Below are 19,871 nucleotides of genomic sequence, written 5' to 3'. Positions count from 1 at the left end.
AATACATTATTTTACTAAAAAACGTTATTACTTCAGTTGGTTTATAACTATATTTGCACGGAATATAGTTTTTCTAATTTTATTGAATGCTATATTAAATTTATTATCATGACTAAACAGACATTATCGTTCTCTCGAACGGATTCAGCAAAATTTTTTAGAACTTTAAATAAAAGAGTTAACAATTACTTTAAAGAAAATAACGTTAAGCGGACCGGAAACTGGAAAATCTGGGTAAAAACAATTGTCATGTTTTCGTTATTTTTAGCCCCTTATTTTTTAATATTAACCTTAAATATTCCTGGTTGGGCGCAATTACTACTTACTATTGTAATGGGCATTGGTATGGCTGGCGTTGGCATGAATGTAATGCACGATGGCAACCACGGTTCGTTCTCTAATAAAGAATGGGTTAACCGTTTAATGGGAAGCAGTATTTATATTCTTGCTGGTAATGTTTACAATTGGCAAGTACAACACAATGTTTTACACCATACTTACACTAATATTCATGGACATGATGAAGATTTAGATGCAGGACGTATTTTACGCTTTACAAAACACTCTGAGTGGAAATGGTACCATAAATTTCAACATTACTACTCTATTTTATTATATGGTTTATTAACTATTAATTGGGCTATCACTACCGATTGGCAACAAATGCGTCGCTATATGAAACGCAAGCTTTCTTACGGAAAATTCCCAAATCCAGTTTGGAACTGGAGTAAACTAGTTATTTCGAAATTAATATATGTTAGTATCTGGATTGTATTGCCAATGCTAATTTTAGATATTGCTTGGTGGAAAGTACTTTTAGGCTTTTTTGTAATGCACTACACCGCAGGACTTATTTTAAGTGTCGTGTTTCAATTAGCACATGTTATGGAAGAAGCCGAAATGCCATTGCCTGAAGAAAACGGCACTATGAAAAACACTTGGGCCATTCACCAACTTAAAACAACCATTAACTTTAGCACAAAAAACCGTATTGTTAATTGGTTTACTGGCGGATTAAACCACCAAGTAGAGCATCATATTTTCCCACACATAAGCCATGTGCATTATACAAAAATCTCAAAAATTGTTAGGGAAACCGCTAAAGAATTCAACTTACCATACAACGAATATAAAACCACCCGTAAGGCTATTATTTCTCATTTTAAATACTTAAAAGAAATGGGCATGAAACCTGCTTTACAAGTTTAATCAACTTTTTACATACAAAATGCAACTACTATCCGATAGAATTTTAAGCATGGCTACGTCTGCTACGTTAGCTATGGCGGCAAAAGCACGCGAATTAAGAGGCGAAGGCAAAGACATTATTGGCTTAAGCTTAGGCGAACCAGACTTTAACACGCCCGATTTTATAAAAGACGCAGCCATTAAAGCCATTAACGACAATTATAACTCGTACACACCTGTTGATGGTTATGACGAATTAAAAGATGCCATTATTACCAAGTTTAAACGCGATAACAATTTAACTTACACACCAAGTCAAATTGTAGTTTCTACAGGAGCTAAACAAGCGCTTTTTAACATTGCTGGTGTCATGCTTAATGATGGTGATGAAGTTATTTTACCATGTCCGTATTGGGTAAGTTACTCTGATATTGTAAAGCTTTTTGGCGGTGTTCCTGTTGAAGTAAAAACATCGATTGAAACCGACTTTAAAATGACAGCAGAACAACTTGAAGCTGCCATTACTCCAAAAACTAAAATGATGTGGTTTAGCTCGCCTTGTAACCCGAGTGGTTCTGTTTACAGTAAAGAAGAGCTACAAGCCTTGGTTGAAGTATTTAAAAAGCATCCAGATATTTATGTAGTTTCAGATGAAATTTACGAACACATAAACTACGGTAAAGGTCATACTAGTATTGCTGAATTTGAAGACATGTACGACAGAACCATTACTGTAAATGGTGTATCTAAAGCATTTGCAATGACTGGATGGCGTATTGGGTATATTGGCGCTCCAGAAAAAATTGCTAGAGCTTGTAATAAACTTCAAGGGCAAGCAACAAGTGGTGCCAACTGTATCGCACAACGCGCTGTTATAACCGCATGTACAGAATCTCCAGAGAAAGTATCGTACATGATTGAAGAATTTAAAGAACGAAGAGATTTAATTCTAGGTTTATTAAACGATATTGAAGGCTTTAACTGTAATGTTCCAGATGGTGCTTTTTATGTATTCCCTAATATATCGCATTACTTCGGAAAGACTTTACGTGGAAAAACCATAAACAATGCAACAGATTTTTCATTGTACTTACTTGAAGAAGCTCTAGTTGCCACCGTAACAGGTGAAGCTTTTGGTAACCCAGACTGTATTCGTATTTCTTATGCCGCTTCGCAAGAACAAATTATTGAAGCTATAAAACGTATTAAGGAAGCTGTAAGCTAACAAACTGAAACAAGATTATATTTTATTTTGACCTGTCAAGTTTTAAAAACCCGACAGGTCTTTTTTTTATACCAAAATATAATAAACAAATAAAGCCAAAAGCATCATCAATACAAGGGTTATATAAACAAGTTTACGTTTATAGTTTGTATTTTCTCTTAACGTTTGTTGTTTTATTTTTTCAAGCAACTCTGGTGTAGATTTAGGGAAAGATTTCATTTCAGCACCGCTATAACTACCAGATAAAACTTTCTTATCTTTTCGTTTAGCTAATAATTTTCTATTGTTTTTTAATGAATTGTTGGCTGCTGCCATTGAACCTTCTCCACCCATAACCTACTTTTTTTTAATTATCAAATAGTATATTCTATTTAATTATTAGTATAAGTTGAATAAAAAATGTTACAAAAAAGACATCTCTAACTGGTAAAATCATAAACGCAAGACACTAAACGAGCCAACAAAAAAGCCGCTAAAAATAGCGGCTAAAAATAGCGGCTAAAAAAGTTTTATTTTAAAATTGAATTAAGCACGTAATGGCTGATTCATAATTAAATCGATATACTGATTTACTTTGTTTTTAAGCTCGTTTCTTACTGTAATAAAATCTAAGAAACCGTGTTCTAATAAAAACTCTGCAGATTGGAAACCTTCTGGTAAATCTTTACCAGTGGTGTCCTTAACAATTCTTGGTCCTGCAAAACCAATTAAGGCTCCTGGCTCACTAATATTTATATCACCTAACATAGCGAATGATGCTGTTGTTCCTCCCGTTGTAGGATCAGTACACAACGAAATATATGGTAATTTAGCATCGGCCAATTGTGCCAATTTTACCGATGTTTTAGCTAATTGCATTAAAGACAATGCCGCTTCCATCATACGCGCACCACCAGATTTTGAAATAACCATTAAAGGTAGTTTTTTCTTTAAGGCATAATCTGCTGCACGAGCAATTTTTTCACCTACAACACTTCCCATAGAACCACCAATAAAGGCAAAATCCATACAAGCTACCACTAAGTCTTTTCCTTTAGATTTACCTACACCTACTCTAACAGCATCTTTTAACTTTGTTTTTTCTTGAGCAGATTTTAAACGGTCTGGATATTTTTTAGTGTCTACAAACTTTAACGGATCTTTAGATTCTAAGTTTGCATCGAGTTCTTTAAATTCATTATCATCAAAAAGAATTTCGAAGTATTCTTTACTACCAATACGTACGTGATACCCATCTTCTGGACTCACATAAAAGTTTTTTTCTAATTCTTCGGTATCTACAATTTTACCAGTTGGCGATTTATACCAAAGTCCGCGAGGTGTGTCTTTTTTCTCTTCGGTAGTGGTTGTAATTCCTTTTGTTTTTCTCTTAAACCAAGACATATGATATATATTTTTTTATAGATTTTAATAAATCTAAACAGTTTCAAATTTGTTAGTTATTTATGGCTTTCGTAAAAAGCCTGATTACAAAATTAAACCTTTTTTACTTATTGAGTAAATGTTATACCTTTTTATTGAATACACACATAAAAACACACACTTAACTCCTTGTTTTAAAATAAATTAAACAAAAAAAGATTCTGTAAAAACAGAATCTTTTTTTATGAATTTTAGCTAATCTATTATAATGTATTTACATTATTTAAATCTTCGAAAGCCTTTTTTAAGCGTTCTACAAAGGTTTTTTCACCTTCACGTAACCAAACACGTGGATCGTAGAATTTTTTGTTTGGTACATCGTCACCTTCAGGGTTTCCTATTTGAGCCTTTAAATATTCAGCTTTATCACCCATATAATCACGAATACCACACATAAACGCATATTGTAAATCGGTATCAATATTCATTTTAATTACACCATAGCTAATACCTTCGCGAATTTCTTCAACCGAAGATCCTGAACCGCCATGGAATACAAAATCGATGTGATTATGACCGACACCATATTTTTCAGAAATATATTCTTGAGAATTTTTTAAGATTTTTGGCGTTAATTTTACATTTCCTGGTTTGTAAACACCGTGTACGTTACCAAAAGCAGCCGCAATGGTAAAACGTGGACTTACTTTACTTAATTCTTCGTAAGCGTAAGCTACTTCTTCTGGTTGGGTGTATAATTTAGAATCGTCTACATCGCTATTATCTACACCATCTTCTTCACCTCCAGTAATACCTAATTCAATCTCTAAAGTCATTCCCATTTTAGACATTCTTTCTAAATAGGTTTTACAGATTTCGATATTTTCTTCGATTGGCTCTTCTGAAAGATCAATCATATGCGAGCTAAATAACGGCTTACCTGTTTCAGCAAAATGCTTTTCGCTCGCTTCAAGCATACCATCAATCCAAGGTAATAACTTTTTTGCACAGTGATCGGTATGTAAAATAACTGGAACACCATACGCTTCAGATAACGTATGAACATGCTTTGCGCCTGCTACCGCACCTGCTATAGCTGCCTTTTGGCCATCGTTACTTAAACCTTTACCGGCATTAAATTGCGCACCACCATTTGAAAACTGTATAATTACTGGAGCATTTAAATCTCGAGCGGTTTCTAATACACCATTTATCGTATCGGAACCAATTACATTTACCGCTGGTAAAGCATAACTATTAGCTTTTGCGTGTTTAAATATTTCTTGAACTTCATCGCCGGTGGCAACGCCTGGTTTTATGTTATGTGCCATGTTTATAAATTAATTTTATTTTTCAATTAGTTGAATTCAAAAGTAATCAATTTTTACACAATTGTTTACGGTTTTTAATTTTTAAAGCACTAAAAACACCTAAAACGTTATAGTATTAGAACGGATAGTTAATACCGATGTTATAAACAGCATTCGAGAAATTGTAATCGTTAAACCAACGATTTTCATCTTGATAAGAAGGATCGTAAGTTTTAAAGCCAATATCGAAACGAAAAACAAAGAAACTAAAATCGTAACGTAAACCAAAACCTGAACCAAGAGCTATATCTTCTAACGAGTTAAAGCCCGTAAAAGTAGCTCGAGCATCATTCACATTATCTAATACGTTCCATATATTACCAGCATCAATAAATAAGGCGCCATTTAAACTTCCAGCAATGTTAAAACGCTGCTCTGCGCTTAATGCTATTTTTAAGTTAGCTTCGTTAAACTCGTTTGTAGTTTCAAGACTTCCTGGACCTAAACCATAAGCTGTCCACGCTCTATTATCGTTAGGACCTCCAGCAAAGAAACTTTTTGAAAACGGAATACTATTAGAGTTACCATAAGGTATGGCAATACCAAAAAAGCTTCGTATAGCTAACACGTTATTTCTACCTAAATCCCAGTGTTTTATATAATCGAGCTCCGCTTTGGTGTATTGTGAAAAGGCGACATTTAAAATTTCAAATCTTCCATCGCTATTCCTTTCTAAGCCCATTAAATTTGCCGCTGTTGCAAATAAGTTACCTGCAACCTCTAGTTTTGCTCTAAAAATTGAAAAATCATTATCAAACAAATTAACACGCTCATCGTTAACAAAACTAAAACTAGAGGCCAAAATAAGGTTATTTTCAGTTAACCTAATTTTACGTTCGTTAATATTTGAAACGGTTATAAAATCTTCATCCTCGTTGGTAAGCGATGTGTTGTTAGTAAGTACATCTTCAATAAAAACATCAGCTTCATTAACTTTATTTTCGGCTCCTGGAATATTTAAACTTTCATCTTCTCCTATATATCCAATATTTTGAGCTATGTTATTCAACCTATTGAAGGAATTACCATAAACCCTAAAATAATTATCAATATTTAGATTTTTTACGTATTGAATATTAAATAAATCTAACCTATTTGACACCTTTGAATTTGGATACCAATTGTAATTAAATACACCACTAAAACTTTGCTTATCTAACCCAATATTGGTTTGACTGGTTGCCGACAAACTTATCTGCGTAGTTGGCGACATGTATTTTGGTATAAAAGGCTCGGTATAAAACGGAGAAAATAGTCTTGGAATGGTTAATTTAAAATCGACACCATATTCATTAATATCGAAAAAAGGATCTTCGCTGCTATTTCTGTTGGCATCGGTTGAAGCACCAATAGAACCAATTGCAGAAATTTCAAGGGTTTCGGCACCTCGAAAAATATTTCGGATTAATAAACTTGGACTAAGAGAAAAACCAACGCGTTGTATATTACTTTGCGAGGCATCGGTACTGAAACTAAAATTAAACTTTTTTAAAGGTGTTAGTCTTATAGTATCGGTAAGTGTATTGTCTCGATTTTCAATCTCTTCGACATTTGGGTATTTAAATGTTCGTAATTCATTTAAATGCCTGTATGTTCTGGTTTTATCGATTTCTCTAAAAATACCACCCGGATTTATAAAAACAGCATCGGTTAACGCCTTAGGATGATAACGTATTTTATCGTAACTGTAAATTTTGTAGCTGTTATATTTTATAGAATCTTTAAATGGCTTACCGCGCTTTTCGAAAGCATAATCGGTTATAATATTAACGTCTCTAACCTTATATATATCGAAAGGTTCTCGTCTTACAGAATCTTGAGTTCTTATAGCTCTATCTTGAATATTTATACCCACATTAACCTTATTATTTGTACCAATAGTATCCATGGTATAGGTAATGTAATCGGTTTTAAAATGATAAATTCCAGAATTTCGTAAAGCACTTGCTATACGTTCGCGTTCTTTATTAAAATTTTCGGTTTTGTACTGGTCGTAGCGTTTTAAAAGGGTTTCCTTTTTTATTTTTTTATAGAGTGTATCTACAATTGCCGATTTAATATCGGTTGTAATAGTATCTAAAATAAAGGCATTACCAGTAGTTATATTATAAGCTACTTCGGCTTTTTTATCGTTGGTTTTTTCAATGTTATAATTAGCATCAACATTAAACCAACCATTATTTATGTAATAATCTTTAAATCTATTTACAGTGCGTTTTGTTTTATCTTCATTCAGAATTACCGGCGCTTCGCCAGTGCTTTTTAACCAGCTATTAAAATCTTTTTTCGATTGGATGTATTTGTTAAATTGCTTGGTAGACAAAAAGCTTTCTAAACGCTCTTTTTTAGATGGTTTTTCAAAAATGTTACTGTTAATAATCGAATCGATATTAGGGCGAGCCAAATTATAAACATGTAAGCGTAATGGTAAGTTTATTAAAGGAATTTTTACGTTGGTTTGCTGATAAAGTAAATCGTTTAACACCTCTGTATTTATCTTTTCGCCATTAACTTTAATCGTGTTTTTGGTTAATAACTGTTCGTTTTCGGCAACTCTTTTAACGCTGTCGCAGGCAGAAAACAAGTTAAGACATAAACTTATTAGCAATATTTTTATGAGAGGCTTCTTCAAATGGAGATATTTCGATTTAGTGTTTTTTAAAATTTATAATCCCTAATTTTGCGATCAAAAATACAGCTTTTAAACAGAAAAAGAGACTTAATTGTTGTTGCTTCTGCTCAACTTATTAATATTTTCTTTTCTTTATAAAAAATACCCAAACATGCTTTCAAAAAGTCAGATAAAATTAATAACTAGTTTAAAACAAAAAAAGTATAGACTTCAGCATGGTTTATTTGTGGTTGAAGGCATAAAAACGATAACCGAATTGCTTCAGTCGTCTTTTAAACTTCAAAAATTATATACCACAAAATCATTCAAAATTGATGCCAATTATAATGCAGATGATGAAATTTTAATTTCTGAAACCGACTTAAAGCGTATTAGTTTTTTATCTACACCAAACACCGCATTGGCTGTTTTCGAAATTCCCAAATCAACAAAAATTGAAGCTTCTGGTTTAACATTGGCGCTCGATGCTGTTCGCGACCCAGGAAATTTAGGGACTATTATTAGACTTTGCGATTGGTTTGGCATAAAAAATCTAGTATGCAGCAACCAAACGGTAGATTGTTATAACCCAAAAGTGATACAAGCAACCATGGGATCTATTACACGAATAAATATTAGTTATGTAAATCTTGAAGATTATTTAAAGCATACAAAACTTCCTGTTTATGGTGCTTTTATGGAAGGCAATAACGTGTACCAAAAGCAAGATTTAACCGATGGCATATTAGTAATGGGTAATGAAGCAAATGGTATTAGCGAAACTATTGAAACACTAATTACCGAAAAAATATCCATACCAAGATTTGGCGATATTCAAGCCACCGAGAGCTTAAATGTAGCCACCGCTACAGCCATTTTATTGAGTGAATTTAGGAGGAGAAATTAATAATTGCTAGCTTAATTTGTGGAGTTGTAGTGTTGTTGAGATTTTTTGCTTAATTCCTACCGCAACTGCTAACTGCGACTGAATACTGAATACTGAATACTACACGCAAAATAAATTACAATAATAAAATTCCAAATTACAATACTCAAAGATCGCGGAAAAGAAAGTTATTAAACTTTTCGGCCTAATGCTAACTGCGAATGAATACTACGACTGAATACTGCGACTGCCCACTGAATACTGCAACCGCCAACTAAATAAGCCCTACTGAAACGTAAAATTAATAAACAATCCACGCGTTTTCATACTTGCTACGTTGCTTGTCCAAGGGCTATTAGGATCTTCATCTCTAACCAACTCGTCGTTAATACCAAAAACACCACGTACCGAAGGCGTAAACTTAAAATTGTATAAATAAAAATCGATACCAAAACCTAACTCATAGAATAAGGCATTTTTGGTTGTTCTAAACTGGCCTGTGCGGTTATCTTCTGGGTTTTCTTCGTTACTCGAAAGATTTAAAGCTGTTGAAAAACCCCCAACAATAAACGGTTTAAAATTATTGATTCGTTTAGTTGAAACTTTTAATAATAAGGGCACATGAATATAGGTCGATTTAACTTCGCGAACTAAATATGAATTACGGATTTCGGGTTCGTTTGCAAAATAGCTCTCACTATAGTTAAGCTCTCGGCTCGTAATCATTAAACCAGGTTCTAATCGCAAATCTAAAAACTTATTAATTCGCAAATTTCCTATTAACCCAACGTTAAAGCCAGGGCTTTTTGTAACGTAAATATCACGCATATCGTTGTGGTAATCAAAATTAAAATCGTACGAACTTAATCCTAAAAAGTACCCCCAACGCAATAAATTATTATCGGTTGTGCCACGACCTTGATTGGCATCATAAATTACCTTTTCGCGCTTAAAAAGCTGAGCTTGTGATGTTTTAACTACAAATAAGAATGAGAGAATTGCAAAAAAATGCTTCATATTTTTACTTCGATGATTTATAAATGGTTGCCACACCCAATGTTTGCGGAAAATCTTCAACATTAATAAACCCAATTTTACGTAAAATATTGTTTAAAGCTTCACCATATGGAAAAACCGAAGCCGATTCGCTTAAATACTTATAAGCACTTCTGTCTTTAGAAAAGATTTTTCCAATAAAAGGCATAATATTTTTTGTATATAAATTATAACCTTGCTTAAATGGTGTTTTTGTTGGCACCGATGTTTCTAAAATAACAAAAGTACCTCCTGGTTTTAAAACCCTTAAAATTTCCTTCAGTCCGTTTTCTAAAGTTTCAAAATTTCGCACACCAAAAGCTACGGTAATGGCATCAAAGGAATTATCTGAAAAAGGCAAGTTTTCGCTATCACCTAAAACCATTTCTATTTTAGAGTTTAAACCCCTCTTTTTAATTTTTTCTTTACCAACCTCAAGCATCCCGCTGCTAATGTCTAAGCCAACAATTTTAGTAGCCTGTGTTTGTGCTAAGTTTATGGCTAAATCGCCCGTTCCTGTTGCTATATCTAAAATAGAATCAGGATTAGTAGCACCAACCATTTGCACTACTTTCTTACGCCATTTAACATCAATTCCAAACGAGATAACACGGTTTAAACCATCGTATTCTTCAGAAATCGTATCGAACATTTTAGCAACCTGTTCTTTTTTACCAAGGTCGCTGTTTTTATAAGGTTTTACTTTTAACAAACTCAAAAATTTTTAGCAAAGATAATCTTTTAAAAGTTTAAGCATGGTTGCTATAAAGGAATTATATTGAATAATATTATCCCAAAATTGTAATTATAGTATATTTGCACTACTTTTTATTACATTGAAAAATGAAAATTATAATTGCTGGTGCAGGTGAAGTCGGATTTCATTTAGCTAAACTTTTATCTTACGAGTCGCAAGAAATCACTTTAATAGATATAGATAAAGATAGTTTGGCTTACGCCGATACACATTTAGATATTAAAGTAATTCGAGGAGATGCCACATCCAGAGCTATTTTAAAAGATGCTAGAGTTGAGGATTCTGAATTATTTATAGCTGTTACCGCTAGTGAAACTACCAATATTACAGCCTGTGTTTTAGCCAAACAATTAGGATCGGATAAAACTATTGCCAGAATTACAAATACCGAATTTATTAGACATAAAGATGAATTAGGCTTTACTAAATTTGGTATAGACGAACTTATTTCGCCTGAATCTTTAGCAGCTTCAGAAATTGAATTATCATTAAAACAATCGTCGTTTAAAGATGCCTACGAATTTGAAGATGGCGCTTTAAAAATGGCTGGTTTGGTATTATCAAGCGAAGCCCTATTTGTTGGAAAAACCGTAAAAGAAGCGGCTAAAATTTTCCCAGAAATTCATTTTGTACCAATTGCCATTCAACGTTTTGGCGCTCAAAATACTATTATTCCTCGTGGTGATACCGTATTTCAAAAAGGAGATACCGTTGTTTTTATTACTACCGAAGATGGCGGCGAAGAACTTTGCAGATTAACAGGAAAAGCCAATAGAGACATAAAAAATGTAATGGTTTTAGGTGGTAGTAAAATTGGCTACAAAACCGCTAGAGAACTAGCCGAAAAAGGCATTAACGTAAAACTTTTTGTTGAAAATAAAGAACGTGCTTTCGATTTTGCCGACGATTTACCTAAAGTATTAGTGCTTCATGGCGATGGTAAAAATGTAGATTTGCTAGACGAAGAAAACATTTGTGATATGGATGCGTTTATTGCTGTTGGTGAAAACTCTGAAACGAATATTATGTCTTGCCTTGTAGCTAAATCGAAAGAGGTTAAAAAAACCATTGCGCTGGTTGAAAATATGGATTATTTCGAGTTATCGCAGTCGGTTGGAATTGGTACCTTAATTAATAAAAAACTGTTGGCAGCCAACAATATTTTTAGATACATTCGTAAGGGTGAAGTTGTTGCGATGACAAAACTAAACAATATGAACGCCGAATTATTAGAGTTTGAAGTAAAAGCGTCTTCGGCCATTTGTAATAAATACATTAAAAAATTAGATTTTCCTCGTTCGGCCATTATTGGCGGTGTTATTCGCGATGGTATTGGGCAAATTGCTTTGGGCGATTTTAAAATTCGTGAAGGTGATTTGGTGGTAGTATGTAGCTTATTACAATCTATAAAAGGTGTTGAAAAATTATTCCGCTAAACCCCAAAAATGAAACTTAACTACAAAATCATTTTTTATTTTTTAGGATCGTTATTATTGTTTAATGGAGGCTTTATGTTGCTTTCAACTTTAATAAGTTTAATTTATAAAGATGGTGTTACCTTACAGCTGGCAATTTCGAGTTTAGCAAACCTAATTTTAGGCATTATTGTTATGTTTTTTACCCGAAAGCATACCAAAGAAATGAACAAACGCGAAGGTTATATAGTTGTTACTTTTGGGTGGATAATTATGTCGCTTTCTGGTGCTACCCCATATGTTTTAACAGGAAGTATTCCTAATTTCAGCAATGCCTTTTTTGAAACCATGTCGGGCTACACAACAACTGGAGCCTCTATTTTAAACGACATTGAAGCGGTACCAAAAGGTGTACTATTTTGGCGTAGTTTAACGCATTGGATTGGCGGTATGGGTATTATTGTACTTGCAATTGCTATTTTACCGCTTTTAGGTATTGGTGGTATGCAGCTTTTTGCTGCCGAAGCCCCAGGACCTAGTGCCGATAAACTCCACCCCAGAATTACCGATACTGCAAAACGCTTATGGCTTATTTACTTTGGTTACACCGCTGCCGAAACGTTGTTTTTAAGTTTAGCAGGCATGTCGTTTTTTGATGCTATAAATCATGCGCTTTGTACGCTATCAACTGGCGGATTCTCAACTAAAAATGCTAGTGTTGCTTACTGGAACGACCAGCCTATTATTCAATACATTATCATACTTTTTATGTTTTTGGCAGGTACAAACTTTGTATTAAGTTATTTTGCTTTTAAAGGAAAAGTGCAAAAAGCCATTCAAGATGAAGAATTTAAACTCTACTTTAAGTTTGTTGCCATATTTACTATAATTGCTGCCTTAATTATTTATTTTAGAGCCGATTTAACCGAATCTTCTATTAACCACCCAATGGTTTGGGGAAAAGCCGAAAGTGCCTTTAGGCATGCTTTGTTTCAAGTATTATCGGTAATTACAACTACAGGATTCGTTTCGGCGGATTATACTTTATGGACACCCTTTTTGGTGGTTTTCTTCTTCGGCTTAATGTTTCTTGGTGGTTCGGCTGGAAGTACTTCGGGCGGTGTAAAAGTTGTTCGCCATTTAATTTTAATTAAAAACGGTTTTTTAGAGTTTAAAAGAGCACTACATCCTAATGCCATTATTCCTGTACGTTACAATAAAAAAGCGATTGAAGGAGGTATTGTATTTAATATATTAGGCTTTTTTATTTTATATATGTTGTCGTTTATTATTGGCGCTTTGGTGTTCTCAATGTTTGGTATCGACTACAAATCAGCAGTTGGTTTAGCGGCATCTACTTTAGGAAACGTTGGGCCTGCACTTGGCGATTTTGGACCTGTAAACAATTACGCCGCCTTACCCAATTTAGCTCAGTGGTGGGCATCGTTTTTAATGCTTATTGGCCGTTTAGAATTGTTTACAGTACTTATTTTATTAACGCCATTTTTCTGGAGAAACAGATAAGTTGAAGCTTCTTTTAAACATCTATTTTTTCAATAGCTGTCGATTTTTTAAAATTCACAATAAATTTAGACCCAACATCAACGGCACTTTCAACAGCAACTCTACCTCCCAAAGATTCTATATGGTTCTTTGTAATAAAAAGACCTATACCTGTAGCATCTTTATTTTTATGAAACGTATTGTACATTTTAAACATTTTCTTTCCAAACTTATTTAAGTCAATTCCCAAACCATTATCTTCAACAGAGAAAACAACATAATCATTTTCATTTGTACAAGATAATTTGATCACTAAATCTCGATTTGGAGAAGCGTACTTTATAGCGTTAGTTAAAAAATTAAGAATAATACTATCTAAATACGCTGGTATGCCTTGGATGTAGAAATCTTTACTTATACTATTCTCTATAGTGCAATTACTATTCTTAGCCAAAGCACTTATGTTATATAGGGCGTGCTCTATATATTCTTTTAAATTTAATCGTTCTAACTGACTTTTATTTACCGCCCTTATTTTTGCTACTTCAGTTAAATGAACTACTGTTTGACTTAGGTGCTCAACAGAACCTTTTAATAAACAAAAATCTTCCACTGCGCCCAAACTCTCATTTTCCTCCTCTAAAAACGAAACTAACGTTCCCAAGTTAGATACATGAGTTTTTAAGTTGTGCGTAATTATATCGGTAAAACTAGTTAACCTTTCGTTTTGTTCTTTTACAACATCAATCATGGTTTCTAGTTGACTTCTATACGCTACTCTATCTGTTATATCATCAATTTGTGAAATAAAATACTGCGGAGATTTATCTACATCTCTTACCAAAGAAACACTTAAACTCGCCCAAACAATTTGACCATTTTTATGAAAATAGCGTTTATCCATTTGGTAATTTTCTATATCTCCGCTTAATAACTCATGCATATAATTCAAATCTAAACCCAAATCATCTTTATGGGTTATTTCCCTAAATGTTTTCTGATACAGTTCCCTCTCGGTGTACCCCAAAAACTCTAAAACACTATGGTTAACTTTAATCCATTCCCCATTTAACCCAACAATAGCGATACCGCCTTTGGCGTAATTAAATATGTTTTCAAAAAGTGTATCTTTTAAACGACCAAGCTTTCTAATCATAATTATTACAATGAGTCATTTCTTAAAAAAATTAACACCACCAATGTAAGATTTTTATGCTAATTAAAAAAACAAATCATTTTAGTTTTTTACTAAAAAAACAGTTATCTTTGCGGCTTGAAAGAACGTCTTTCATATACATAAAAATCATTTAAATAATATTAGCATGTATTTATCAAAAGAAGTAAAAGAAGAAATCTTCGCAAAACACGGTAAAGGAAAAAACGATACTGGTAGTGCAGAAGGACAAATTGCGTTATTTACGCACAGAATTAACCATTTAACTGAACACTTAAAACAAAATCGTAAAGATTTTAATACCGAGCGTTCGTTAGTAAAATTAGTAGGTAAGCGTCGTGCATTACTAGATTATTTAACTAAGAAAGATATTTTAAGATATCGTGCCATAGTTAAAGAATTAGGTTTAAGAAAATAATTAAAAAGAGGCTTTTTAGCCTCTTTTTTGTTTTAAAATATATGTTTCACAAGTCATTACAAAAAGTGAAACAAGTGGTTTAAACAGTTGCCACTTCACAATACATGTGATTTGTAATGACAAATTTTGAAGAAGCTTTTATGGTTTTTCATTGGTCACAACAACTACACAACAACACAACGACCATTGTTTAACATTTAGTTTAAGTTATGTCATACTGAGCGCAGTCGAAGTATCTCTAATTTAAACAAGAATTAAAATTTTATGATTCCACAAACATTTAAAGAGGTTATAGACCTTGGTGACGGTAGAGAAATTTCTATCGAAACTGGAAAACTTGCAAAACAGGCTCATGGTTCTGTTGTTGTAAAATCGGGTGATACTATGTTACTTTGTACGGTAGTATCGAACTACAATGCTGCCGATGTAGATTTTTTACCTTTAACGGTAGATTATCGTGAAAAATTTGCTGCTGCTGGTCGTTACCCAGGCGGATTTTTTAAACGCGAGGCACGCCCTAGCACCGAAGAAATTTTAGTAATGCGTATTGTAGACCGCGTATTACGCCCATTATTCCCTAAAGATTACCACGCTGAAACTCAAGTTATGATTCAGTTAATGTCTTTAGATAAAGATGTGATGCCAGATGCTTTAGCTGGTTTAGCGGCTTCTGCGGCTATTCAATTAAGCGATATTCCTTTTGAAACACCTATTTCTGAAGTTCGTGTTGCTAGAATTGATGGCGAATTCATCATCAACCCAAGTTTATCACAATTAGAACAATCAGACATTGATATGGTTATTGGTGCTTCAGAAGATTCTGTGATGATGGTTGAAGGTGAAATGAGTGAAATTTCAGAAGATGAAATGGTTGAAGCTATTAAAGTTGCTCACGAAGCCATTAAAGTTCAAATTGAAGCTCAAAAACGTTTAGTTGCTCAAGTTGGCGCTAAAGAAACACGTGAATATGAGCCTGAAGCAGAAGATGAAGCTGTTCTTGAAAAAGTAAAAGCTTTTGCTTACGATAAATGTTACGACATTGCTAAAAGTTCATCATCTAAACATGATAGAGGTTTAGCTTTCGCTGAAGTAAAAGAAGCTTTAAAAGGAGAATATACAGAAGAAGAACTTGAAGAAGTTGGTGGTTTAGTATCAAAATACTTCAGTAAAATTCAAAAAGAAGCAGTTAGAAACTTAGTATTAGAAGAAGGCATTCGTTTAGACGGTCGTAAAACTATCGAAGTACGCCCAATTTGGTGTGAGGTAGATTATTTACCATCTACACACGGTTCTTCAATATTCACACGTGGGGAAACTCAAGCTTTAGCAACCGTTACTTTAGGTACATCGCGTGAAGCTAACATGATTGATAACCCATCGTTAGAAGGTGAAGAACGTTTCTACTTACATTATAACTTCCCTCCTTTTTCAACGGGAGAAGCAAGACCTTTAAGAGGAACTTCGCGTCGTGAAATTGGACACGGTAACTTAGCACAACGTGCTTTAAAACGTATGGTTCCTGCTGATTGTCCTTATACAGTAAGAGTTGTATCTGAAGTATTAGAATCTAACGGTTCATCTTCTATGGCAACAGTTTGTGCGGGTACTATGGCGTTAATGGATGCTGGTGTACAAATGACAAAACCAGTATCGGGTATTGCTATGGGATTAATTTCTGATGGTGAACGTTATGCTGTTTTATCTGATATTTTAGGTGATGAAGATCATTTAGGTGATATGGACTTTAAAGTTACTGGTACAGCAGATGGTATTACAGCTTGCCAAATGGATATTAAAATTAAAGGCTTAAGCTACGAGATTTTGGTAAATGCATTAAACCAAGCTAAAGACGGTAGAATGCACATTCTAGGTAAATTAACCGATACCATTGCTACTCCAAATACCGATGTTAAAGCTCACGCGCCTAAAATGGTTACAGCAACGTTACCAAACGATTTAATTGGTGCCTTTATTGGTCCTGGAGGAAAAGTAATTCAAGAATTACAGAAAGAAACTGGAACAACTATCGTTATCAATGAAGATCCGGTTACAGAAGAAGGTATTGTTGAAATTTTAGGAACAGACCAAGCTGGTATTGATGCTGTTTTAGCTAAAATTGATTCTTTAACTTTTAAACCAGAAGTTGGTAGCATTTACGAAGTAAAAGTAATTAAAATGTTAGATTTTGGTGCTGTTGTAGAATATACCGAAGCGCCAGGAAACGAAGTTTTATTACACGTAAGTGAACTCGCTTGGGAACGTACCGAAAATGTTAGCGACGTAGTTAATATGGGCGACGTTTTTGATGTGAAATACTTTGGTGTAGACTCAAGAACTCGTAAAGAAAAAGTATCTCGTAAAGCTATTTTACCTAAACCAGAAGGTTGGGAAGATAGACCAAAGCGCGATAACAACCGCAATAGAGATAACAACAATCGTGGACGCGATAACCGCAACAGAGGTAATAACAATCGTAGAGACGATAGAAAACCAAGAGAAAATAGAAACGACGATTAATTTCGTTATCATATTTTAAAATTAAACCTCGATATTTAACCAATATCGAGGTTTTTATTTTTTGGACAGTTTCAATATTATAACTTTAATTTCTCAACAGATTCTAAAACACTTTTTTGGGCTTGGTGTTTTAAAGTTGCAAAATTGCTAAACTCATAATGTTTTGAATGTTTAATGTCATTCATATACAATCCAAATGTGATAAACAGTGTAACATTTTAAGTTTACTAGCTAATCGCATCCTATCAACTTCAGAATGATTTAGCTGTTTACGACTGAAAATCTTTTCTTTTAAACACAATGTTTAAAAATGCTTAAAGATCAAAAAAAGCAAAATATGAGAAACAACAATAATCAAAAAATAGATAAACATAGGGCGTTTTATTATTGTTTTACACAACTAAAACACCTAACTCCTTATTTACTCGATACAATAAGACATAAAAAAACCTCCTAATAAAATTAGGAGGCTCAAAATTTAATGTTTTTAAATTTATTTTTTTTCTGCTACTGGCGCATTAAGTTTTTGGCTCATTTCCATTGAAATAGCCGATCTATCGAATTTTAATTTACCCGCTAAAGTTTCAATTACACAAGAACTGTCTTTATCGTTTAACTCGGCAATTTTACCATGTAAACCACTTTTGGTAACTACTTTATCGCCTCGTTTTAACTCGGCTGCAAATTTCTTTTCTTTTTTAGCGCGTTTCATTTGAGGTGCAATCATAAAAAAATACACCACGACAAACATTAATACAAAAGGCAGTAAACTGCTTAATCCTTCTCCCATTTCTTATTTAAATAATAATTATTAGTGTGCTCCTACGCCTGTAGCTTTATTTGGATCTGGCTTAACAAAAGCAGTAATTTTTACGGCTTCTTTACCTTGCTCTGTGTTTGCTGTAACTGTAATAGTTTTTGTTACTTTGTTTGATCCGCTTCCGTTAAACTTTACAGTAAATTCTCCTTCTGCTCCTGGTGCTAAAGGCTCTCTACTCCAGTTTTGTGGTACAGTACATCCGCAAGAACTTTTAATATCGGTAATTACTAAAGGCGCATCTCCAGTGTTTTTATATTTAAACACGGTTTCAACTGGTGTTCTAGATTCTATTTCACCAAAATCGTGTTCTTTTTTTTCAAACTCAATTACAGGAAATTTCGATGCTACGGCGTCTCTTTCAGCTGCAGCTGCAATATTACTTTCGTCTATTTTGTTTGCTGCATTGTCTTTACAAGAAGTAAAAGCCAACATGGTAAATGCCGCTAAGCCTAAGATGATTTTTTTCATAATAAAAAATTGATTTATAAAAATTTGGTTCGTAAAAATAGTAATTATTTAAGCCATTAAAAACTTTTTGTAAAGTTCTTAACACTCTTTAAAGCAAGCCACGTCCTACTTTTTGTAGTTTACCAGATGCCTCATATTCTTTTACCAACTTATCTAAAATACCATTAATAAAAATGCTGCTTTTTGGCGTACTATACTCTTTCGATATTTCTAAATACTCGTTAATGGTAACTTTTACAGGTATTGATGAAAAATGTTTTATTTCGGAAATGGCCATTTGCAACAATACATAATCTACATTAGCAATTCTATCGGCATCCCAATTTTTGGTTTTTTCTCCAATCTCTGTATTTAAACTTGTGCGGTTAAGTAGTGTTTTTTTAAACAAATCGATTGCAAATTGCTTATCATCGATATCTTTATATAATTTTGGTGTAAAATATTTACCTTCGGAAGTTGGCTTAATTTTACGTAAAAGCTTCAAAATAGTTGTGTTTACAATAGGTAAATCGTCTAACCACGTTAAGTTTTTATCTTCAATATAATCGTATAATTTCTCGTTTGGTGCCACAATTTCTTTGTATACATCAACAATAAAATCTTTATCCTCTTTAAAATCGGAGGTTCTCGTTTTCATATAATCTTTATACAAATTACTAGATGTAATGGCTTTAAAAATAACATCAACGTATTCGCTATCTAACTCCCAATTATCAATTTTTCTACCTTCAAGAAGCTCGCGTAATGCCTCGCTTTCGCATATTGCGGTTAAAATTTGGTTGTTAACAAACTTTCGGTTAGGATCTTTATCTTCTTTAGTGGCAAGATGTTTTTGTTGCTTTTTTACAATATCGCTAGCGGCGCGTTTTTGCACTTCAATAAGCAACGACAGCATTAAAAGGTATAAGTTTTGGATATTTTCTATGCTAAATAGCAGGAATTTTTGGTCTTTACTAAAATCGTCACTTTCAGAACCTTTAAAAGCGTATAGGCCTTGCATAACTTTAATGCGGATGTGTCTTCTATTAAGCATAATTACAAAGAACTTTTATAAAACAGATAGGTTGTTTAAAAATTTTACGTTGCAAAAGTAAGACTATATTTAATAACTTTTCATCTTTA

At 33.4% G+C, this 19,871-nt stretch carries 17 protein-coding genes; 7 read left to right on the top strand and 10 right to left on the bottom strand.

Translation table 11 applies throughout. From position 1 onward, the window contains the following. Nucleotides 1-108 precede the first annotated feature (108 nt). Both PK35_RS06240 and PK35_RS06235 read left to right on the top strand, forming a co-directional pair. Nucleotides 109-1,209, top strand: coding sequence for a fatty acid desaturase family protein (locus tag PK35_RS06240; protein ID WP_044625843.1), 1,101 nt, complete (start codon nucleotides 109-111; stop codon nucleotides 1,207-1,209). A 19-nt stretch (nucleotides 1,210-1,228) separates the two neighbouring features. Beyond that, nucleotides 1,229-2,413 carry a pyridoxal phosphate-dependent aminotransferase gene (locus PK35_RS06235; protein WP_044625842.1) on the top strand — a complete coding sequence of 395 codons (1,185 nt, stop codon included), beginning with the start codon at nucleotides 1,229-1,231 and terminating at the stop codon, nucleotides 2,411-2,413. Nucleotides 2,414-2,479: 66 nt separating this feature from the next. Here PK35_RS06235 and PK35_RS06230 read toward each other — a convergent pair whose 3' ends face one another. The 4 genes from PK35_RS06230 to tamL form a co-directional block, all read right to left on the bottom strand. Beyond that, nucleotides 2,480-2,746, bottom strand: coding sequence for a hypothetical protein (locus PK35_RS06230; RefSeq protein ID WP_044625841.1), 267 nt, complete (start codon nucleotides 2,744-2,746; stop codon nucleotides 2,480-2,482). Between the two features lie 192 nt (nucleotides 2,747-2,938). Then, entirely contained in the window at nucleotides 2,939-3,796 is an 858-nt protein-coding gene (gene accD / locus PK35_RS06225; RefSeq protein WP_044625840.1) for an acetyl-CoA carboxylase, carboxyltransferase subunit beta, read from the bottom strand. Nucleotides 3,797-4,038: 242 nt separating this feature from the next. Next, nucleotides 4,039-5,106 (bottom strand): class II fructose-bisphosphate aldolase, encoded by a 1,068-nt coding sequence (fbaA, locus tag PK35_RS06220; RefSeq protein WP_044625839.1) that lies wholly within the window; start codon nucleotides 5,104-5,106, stop codon nucleotides 4,039-4,041. Between the two features lie 115 nt (nucleotides 5,107-5,221). Continuing rightward, complete coding sequence (gene tamL, locus PK35_RS06215; protein WP_044625838.1) at nucleotides 5,222-7,777, bottom strand: translocation and assembly module lipoprotein TamL; 2,556 nt, start codon at nucleotides 7,775-7,777, stop codon at nucleotides 5,222-5,224. A 151-nt stretch (nucleotides 7,778-7,928) separates the two neighbouring features. Between tamL and PK35_RS06210 the strand changes: the two genes are divergently transcribed. Further along, on the top strand, nucleotides 7,929-8,663 hold the full coding sequence (locus PK35_RS06210; protein WP_044625837.1) for a TrmH family RNA methyltransferase: 735 nt from the start codon (nucleotides 7,929-7,931) through the stop codon (nucleotides 8,661-8,663). 264 nt (nucleotides 8,664-8,927) lie between these two features. Here PK35_RS06210 and porT read toward each other — a convergent pair whose 3' ends face one another. Together porT and ubiE are read right to left on the bottom strand one after the other, a co-directional pair. Next, nucleotides 8,928-9,659: a type IX secretion/gliding motility protein PorT/SprT gene (gene porT, locus PK35_RS06205; protein ID WP_044625836.1), complete on the bottom strand. Its 732-nt coding sequence runs from the start codon at nucleotides 9,657-9,659 to the stop codon at nucleotides 8,928-8,930. Nucleotides 9,660-9,663: 4 nt separating this feature from the next. Then, nucleotides 9,664-10,389: a bifunctional demethylmenaquinone methyltransferase/2-methoxy-6-polyprenyl-1,4-benzoquinol methylase UbiE gene (gene ubiE / locus PK35_RS06200; protein WP_044625835.1), complete on the bottom strand. Its 726-nt coding sequence runs from the start codon at nucleotides 10,387-10,389 to the stop codon at nucleotides 9,664-9,666. A gap of 131 nt (nucleotides 10,390-10,520) precedes the next feature. On the opposite strand from ubiE, the gene trkA reads away from it, so the two are divergent. Beyond that, nucleotides 10,521-11,870, top strand: a complete 1,350-nt coding sequence (gene trkA / locus PK35_RS06195; protein WP_044625834.1) for a Trk system potassium transporter TrkA — start codon at nucleotides 10,521-10,523, stop codon at nucleotides 11,868-11,870. A gap of 9 nt (nucleotides 11,871-11,879) precedes the next feature. Continuing rightward, nucleotides 11,880-13,373, top strand: a complete 1,494-nt coding sequence (locus tag PK35_RS06190; protein WP_044625833.1) for a TrkH family potassium uptake protein — start codon at nucleotides 11,880-11,882, stop codon at nucleotides 13,371-13,373. A 13-nt stretch (nucleotides 13,374-13,386) separates the two neighbouring features. Here PK35_RS06190 and PK35_RS06185 read toward each other — a convergent pair whose 3' ends face one another. Continuing rightward, nucleotides 13,387-14,508, bottom strand: coding sequence for a sensor histidine kinase (locus PK35_RS06185; RefSeq protein WP_044625832.1), 1,122 nt, complete (start codon nucleotides 14,506-14,508; stop codon nucleotides 13,387-13,389). A gap of 166 nt (nucleotides 14,509-14,674) precedes the next feature. Here PK35_RS06185 and rpsO point away from each other — a divergent pair, with 166 nt between their 5' ends. After that, the gene (gene rpsO / locus PK35_RS06180) at nucleotides 14,675-14,944 is read left to right on the top strand and encodes a 30S ribosomal protein S15 (RefSeq protein WP_044625831.1); all 270 of its coding nucleotides are present in this window, start codon (nucleotides 14,675-14,677) and stop codon (nucleotides 14,942-14,944) included. Nucleotides 14,945-15,208: 264 nt separating this feature from the next. Next, nucleotides 15,209-17,461: a polyribonucleotide nucleotidyltransferase gene (locus PK35_RS06175; RefSeq protein WP_044625830.1), complete on the top strand. Its 2,253-nt coding sequence runs from the start codon at nucleotides 15,209-15,211 to the stop codon at nucleotides 17,459-17,461. Nucleotides 17,462-17,954: 493 nt separating this feature from the next. On the opposite strand, the gene yajC is transcribed toward PK35_RS06175, so the two are convergent. From yajC to nusB, 3 genes are all read right to left on the bottom strand, one after another. After that, on the bottom strand, nucleotides 17,955-18,251 hold the full coding sequence (gene yajC / locus PK35_RS06170) for a preprotein translocase subunit YajC (RefSeq protein ID WP_044625829.1): 297 nt from the start codon (nucleotides 18,249-18,251) through the stop codon (nucleotides 17,955-17,957). Between the two features lie 21 nt (nucleotides 18,252-18,272). Further along, nucleotides 18,273-18,749, bottom strand: coding sequence for a DUF1573 domain-containing protein (locus tag PK35_RS06165; RefSeq protein ID WP_044625828.1), 477 nt, complete (start codon nucleotides 18,747-18,749; stop codon nucleotides 18,273-18,275). Between the two features lie 88 nt (nucleotides 18,750-18,837). Beyond that, entirely contained in the window at nucleotides 18,838-19,782 is a 945-nt protein-coding gene (nusB, locus tag PK35_RS06160; protein ID WP_238320893.1) for a transcription antitermination factor NusB, read from the bottom strand. Between the last annotated feature and the right edge of the window lie 89 nt (nucleotides 19,783-19,871).

The sequence above is a fragment of the Neotamlana nanhaiensis genome, from assembly GCF_000943555.1.
Classification (GTDB): Bacteria; Bacteroidota; Bacteroidia; order Flavobacteriales; family Flavobacteriaceae; genus Neotamlana; species Neotamlana nanhaiensis.
The sequence above is the reverse complement of the archived record's forward strand: the minus strand, read 5'-3'. Positions and strand labels throughout refer to the sequence as shown.

Bases quoted from the DNA above. Each gene is read 5' to 3' on its own strand.
- PK35_RS06240 (WP_044625843.1), top strand. From the start codon at position 109: ATGACTAAACAGACATTATCGTTCTCTCGAACGGATTCAGCAAAATTT.
- PK35_RS06235 (WP_044625842.1), top strand. From the start codon at position 1,229: ATGCAACTACTATCCGATAGAATTTTAAGCATGGCTACGTCTGCTACG.
- PK35_RS06230 (WP_044625841.1), bottom strand. From the start codon at position 2,746: ATGGGTGGAGAAGGTTCAATGGCAGCAGCCAACAATTCATTAAAAAAC.
- accD (WP_044625840.1), bottom strand. From the start codon at position 3,796: ATGTCTTGGTTTAAGAGAAAAACAAAAGGAATTACAACCACTACCGAA.
- fbaA (WP_044625839.1), bottom strand. From the start codon at position 5,106: ATGGCACATAACATAAAACCAGGCGTTGCCACCGGCGATGAAGTTCAA.
- PK35_RS06210 (WP_044625837.1), top strand. From the start codon at position 7,929: ATGCTTTCAAAAAGTCAGATAAAATTAATAACTAGTTTAAAACAAAAA.
- porT (WP_044625836.1), bottom strand. From the start codon at position 9,659: ATGAAGCATTTTTTTGCAATTCTCTCATTCTTATTTGTAGTTAAAACA.
- trkA (WP_044625834.1), top strand. From the start codon at position 10,521: ATGAAAATTATAATTGCTGGTGCAGGTGAAGTCGGATTTCATTTAGCT.
- PK35_RS06190 (WP_044625833.1), top strand. From the start codon at position 11,880: ATGAAACTTAACTACAAAATCATTTTTTATTTTTTAGGATCGTTATTA.
- PK35_RS06185 (WP_044625832.1), bottom strand. From the start codon at position 14,508: ATGATTAGAAAGCTTGGTCGTTTAAAAGATACACTTTTTGAAAACATA.
- rpsO (WP_044625831.1), top strand. From the start codon at position 14,675: ATGTATTTATCAAAAGAAGTAAAAGAAGAAATCTTCGCAAAACACGGT.
- PK35_RS06175 (WP_044625830.1), top strand. From the start codon at position 15,209: ATGATTCCACAAACATTTAAAGAGGTTATAGACCTTGGTGACGGTAGA.
- yajC (WP_044625829.1), bottom strand. From the start codon at position 18,251: ATGGGAGAAGGATTAAGCAGTTTACTGCCTTTTGTATTAATGTTTGTC.
- PK35_RS06165 (WP_044625828.1), bottom strand. From the start codon at position 18,749: ATGAAAAAAATCATCTTAGGCTTAGCGGCATTTACCATGTTGGCTTTT.
- nusB (WP_238320893.1), bottom strand. From the start codon at position 19,782: ATGCTTAATAGAAGACACATCCGCATTAAAGTTATGCAAGGCCTATAC.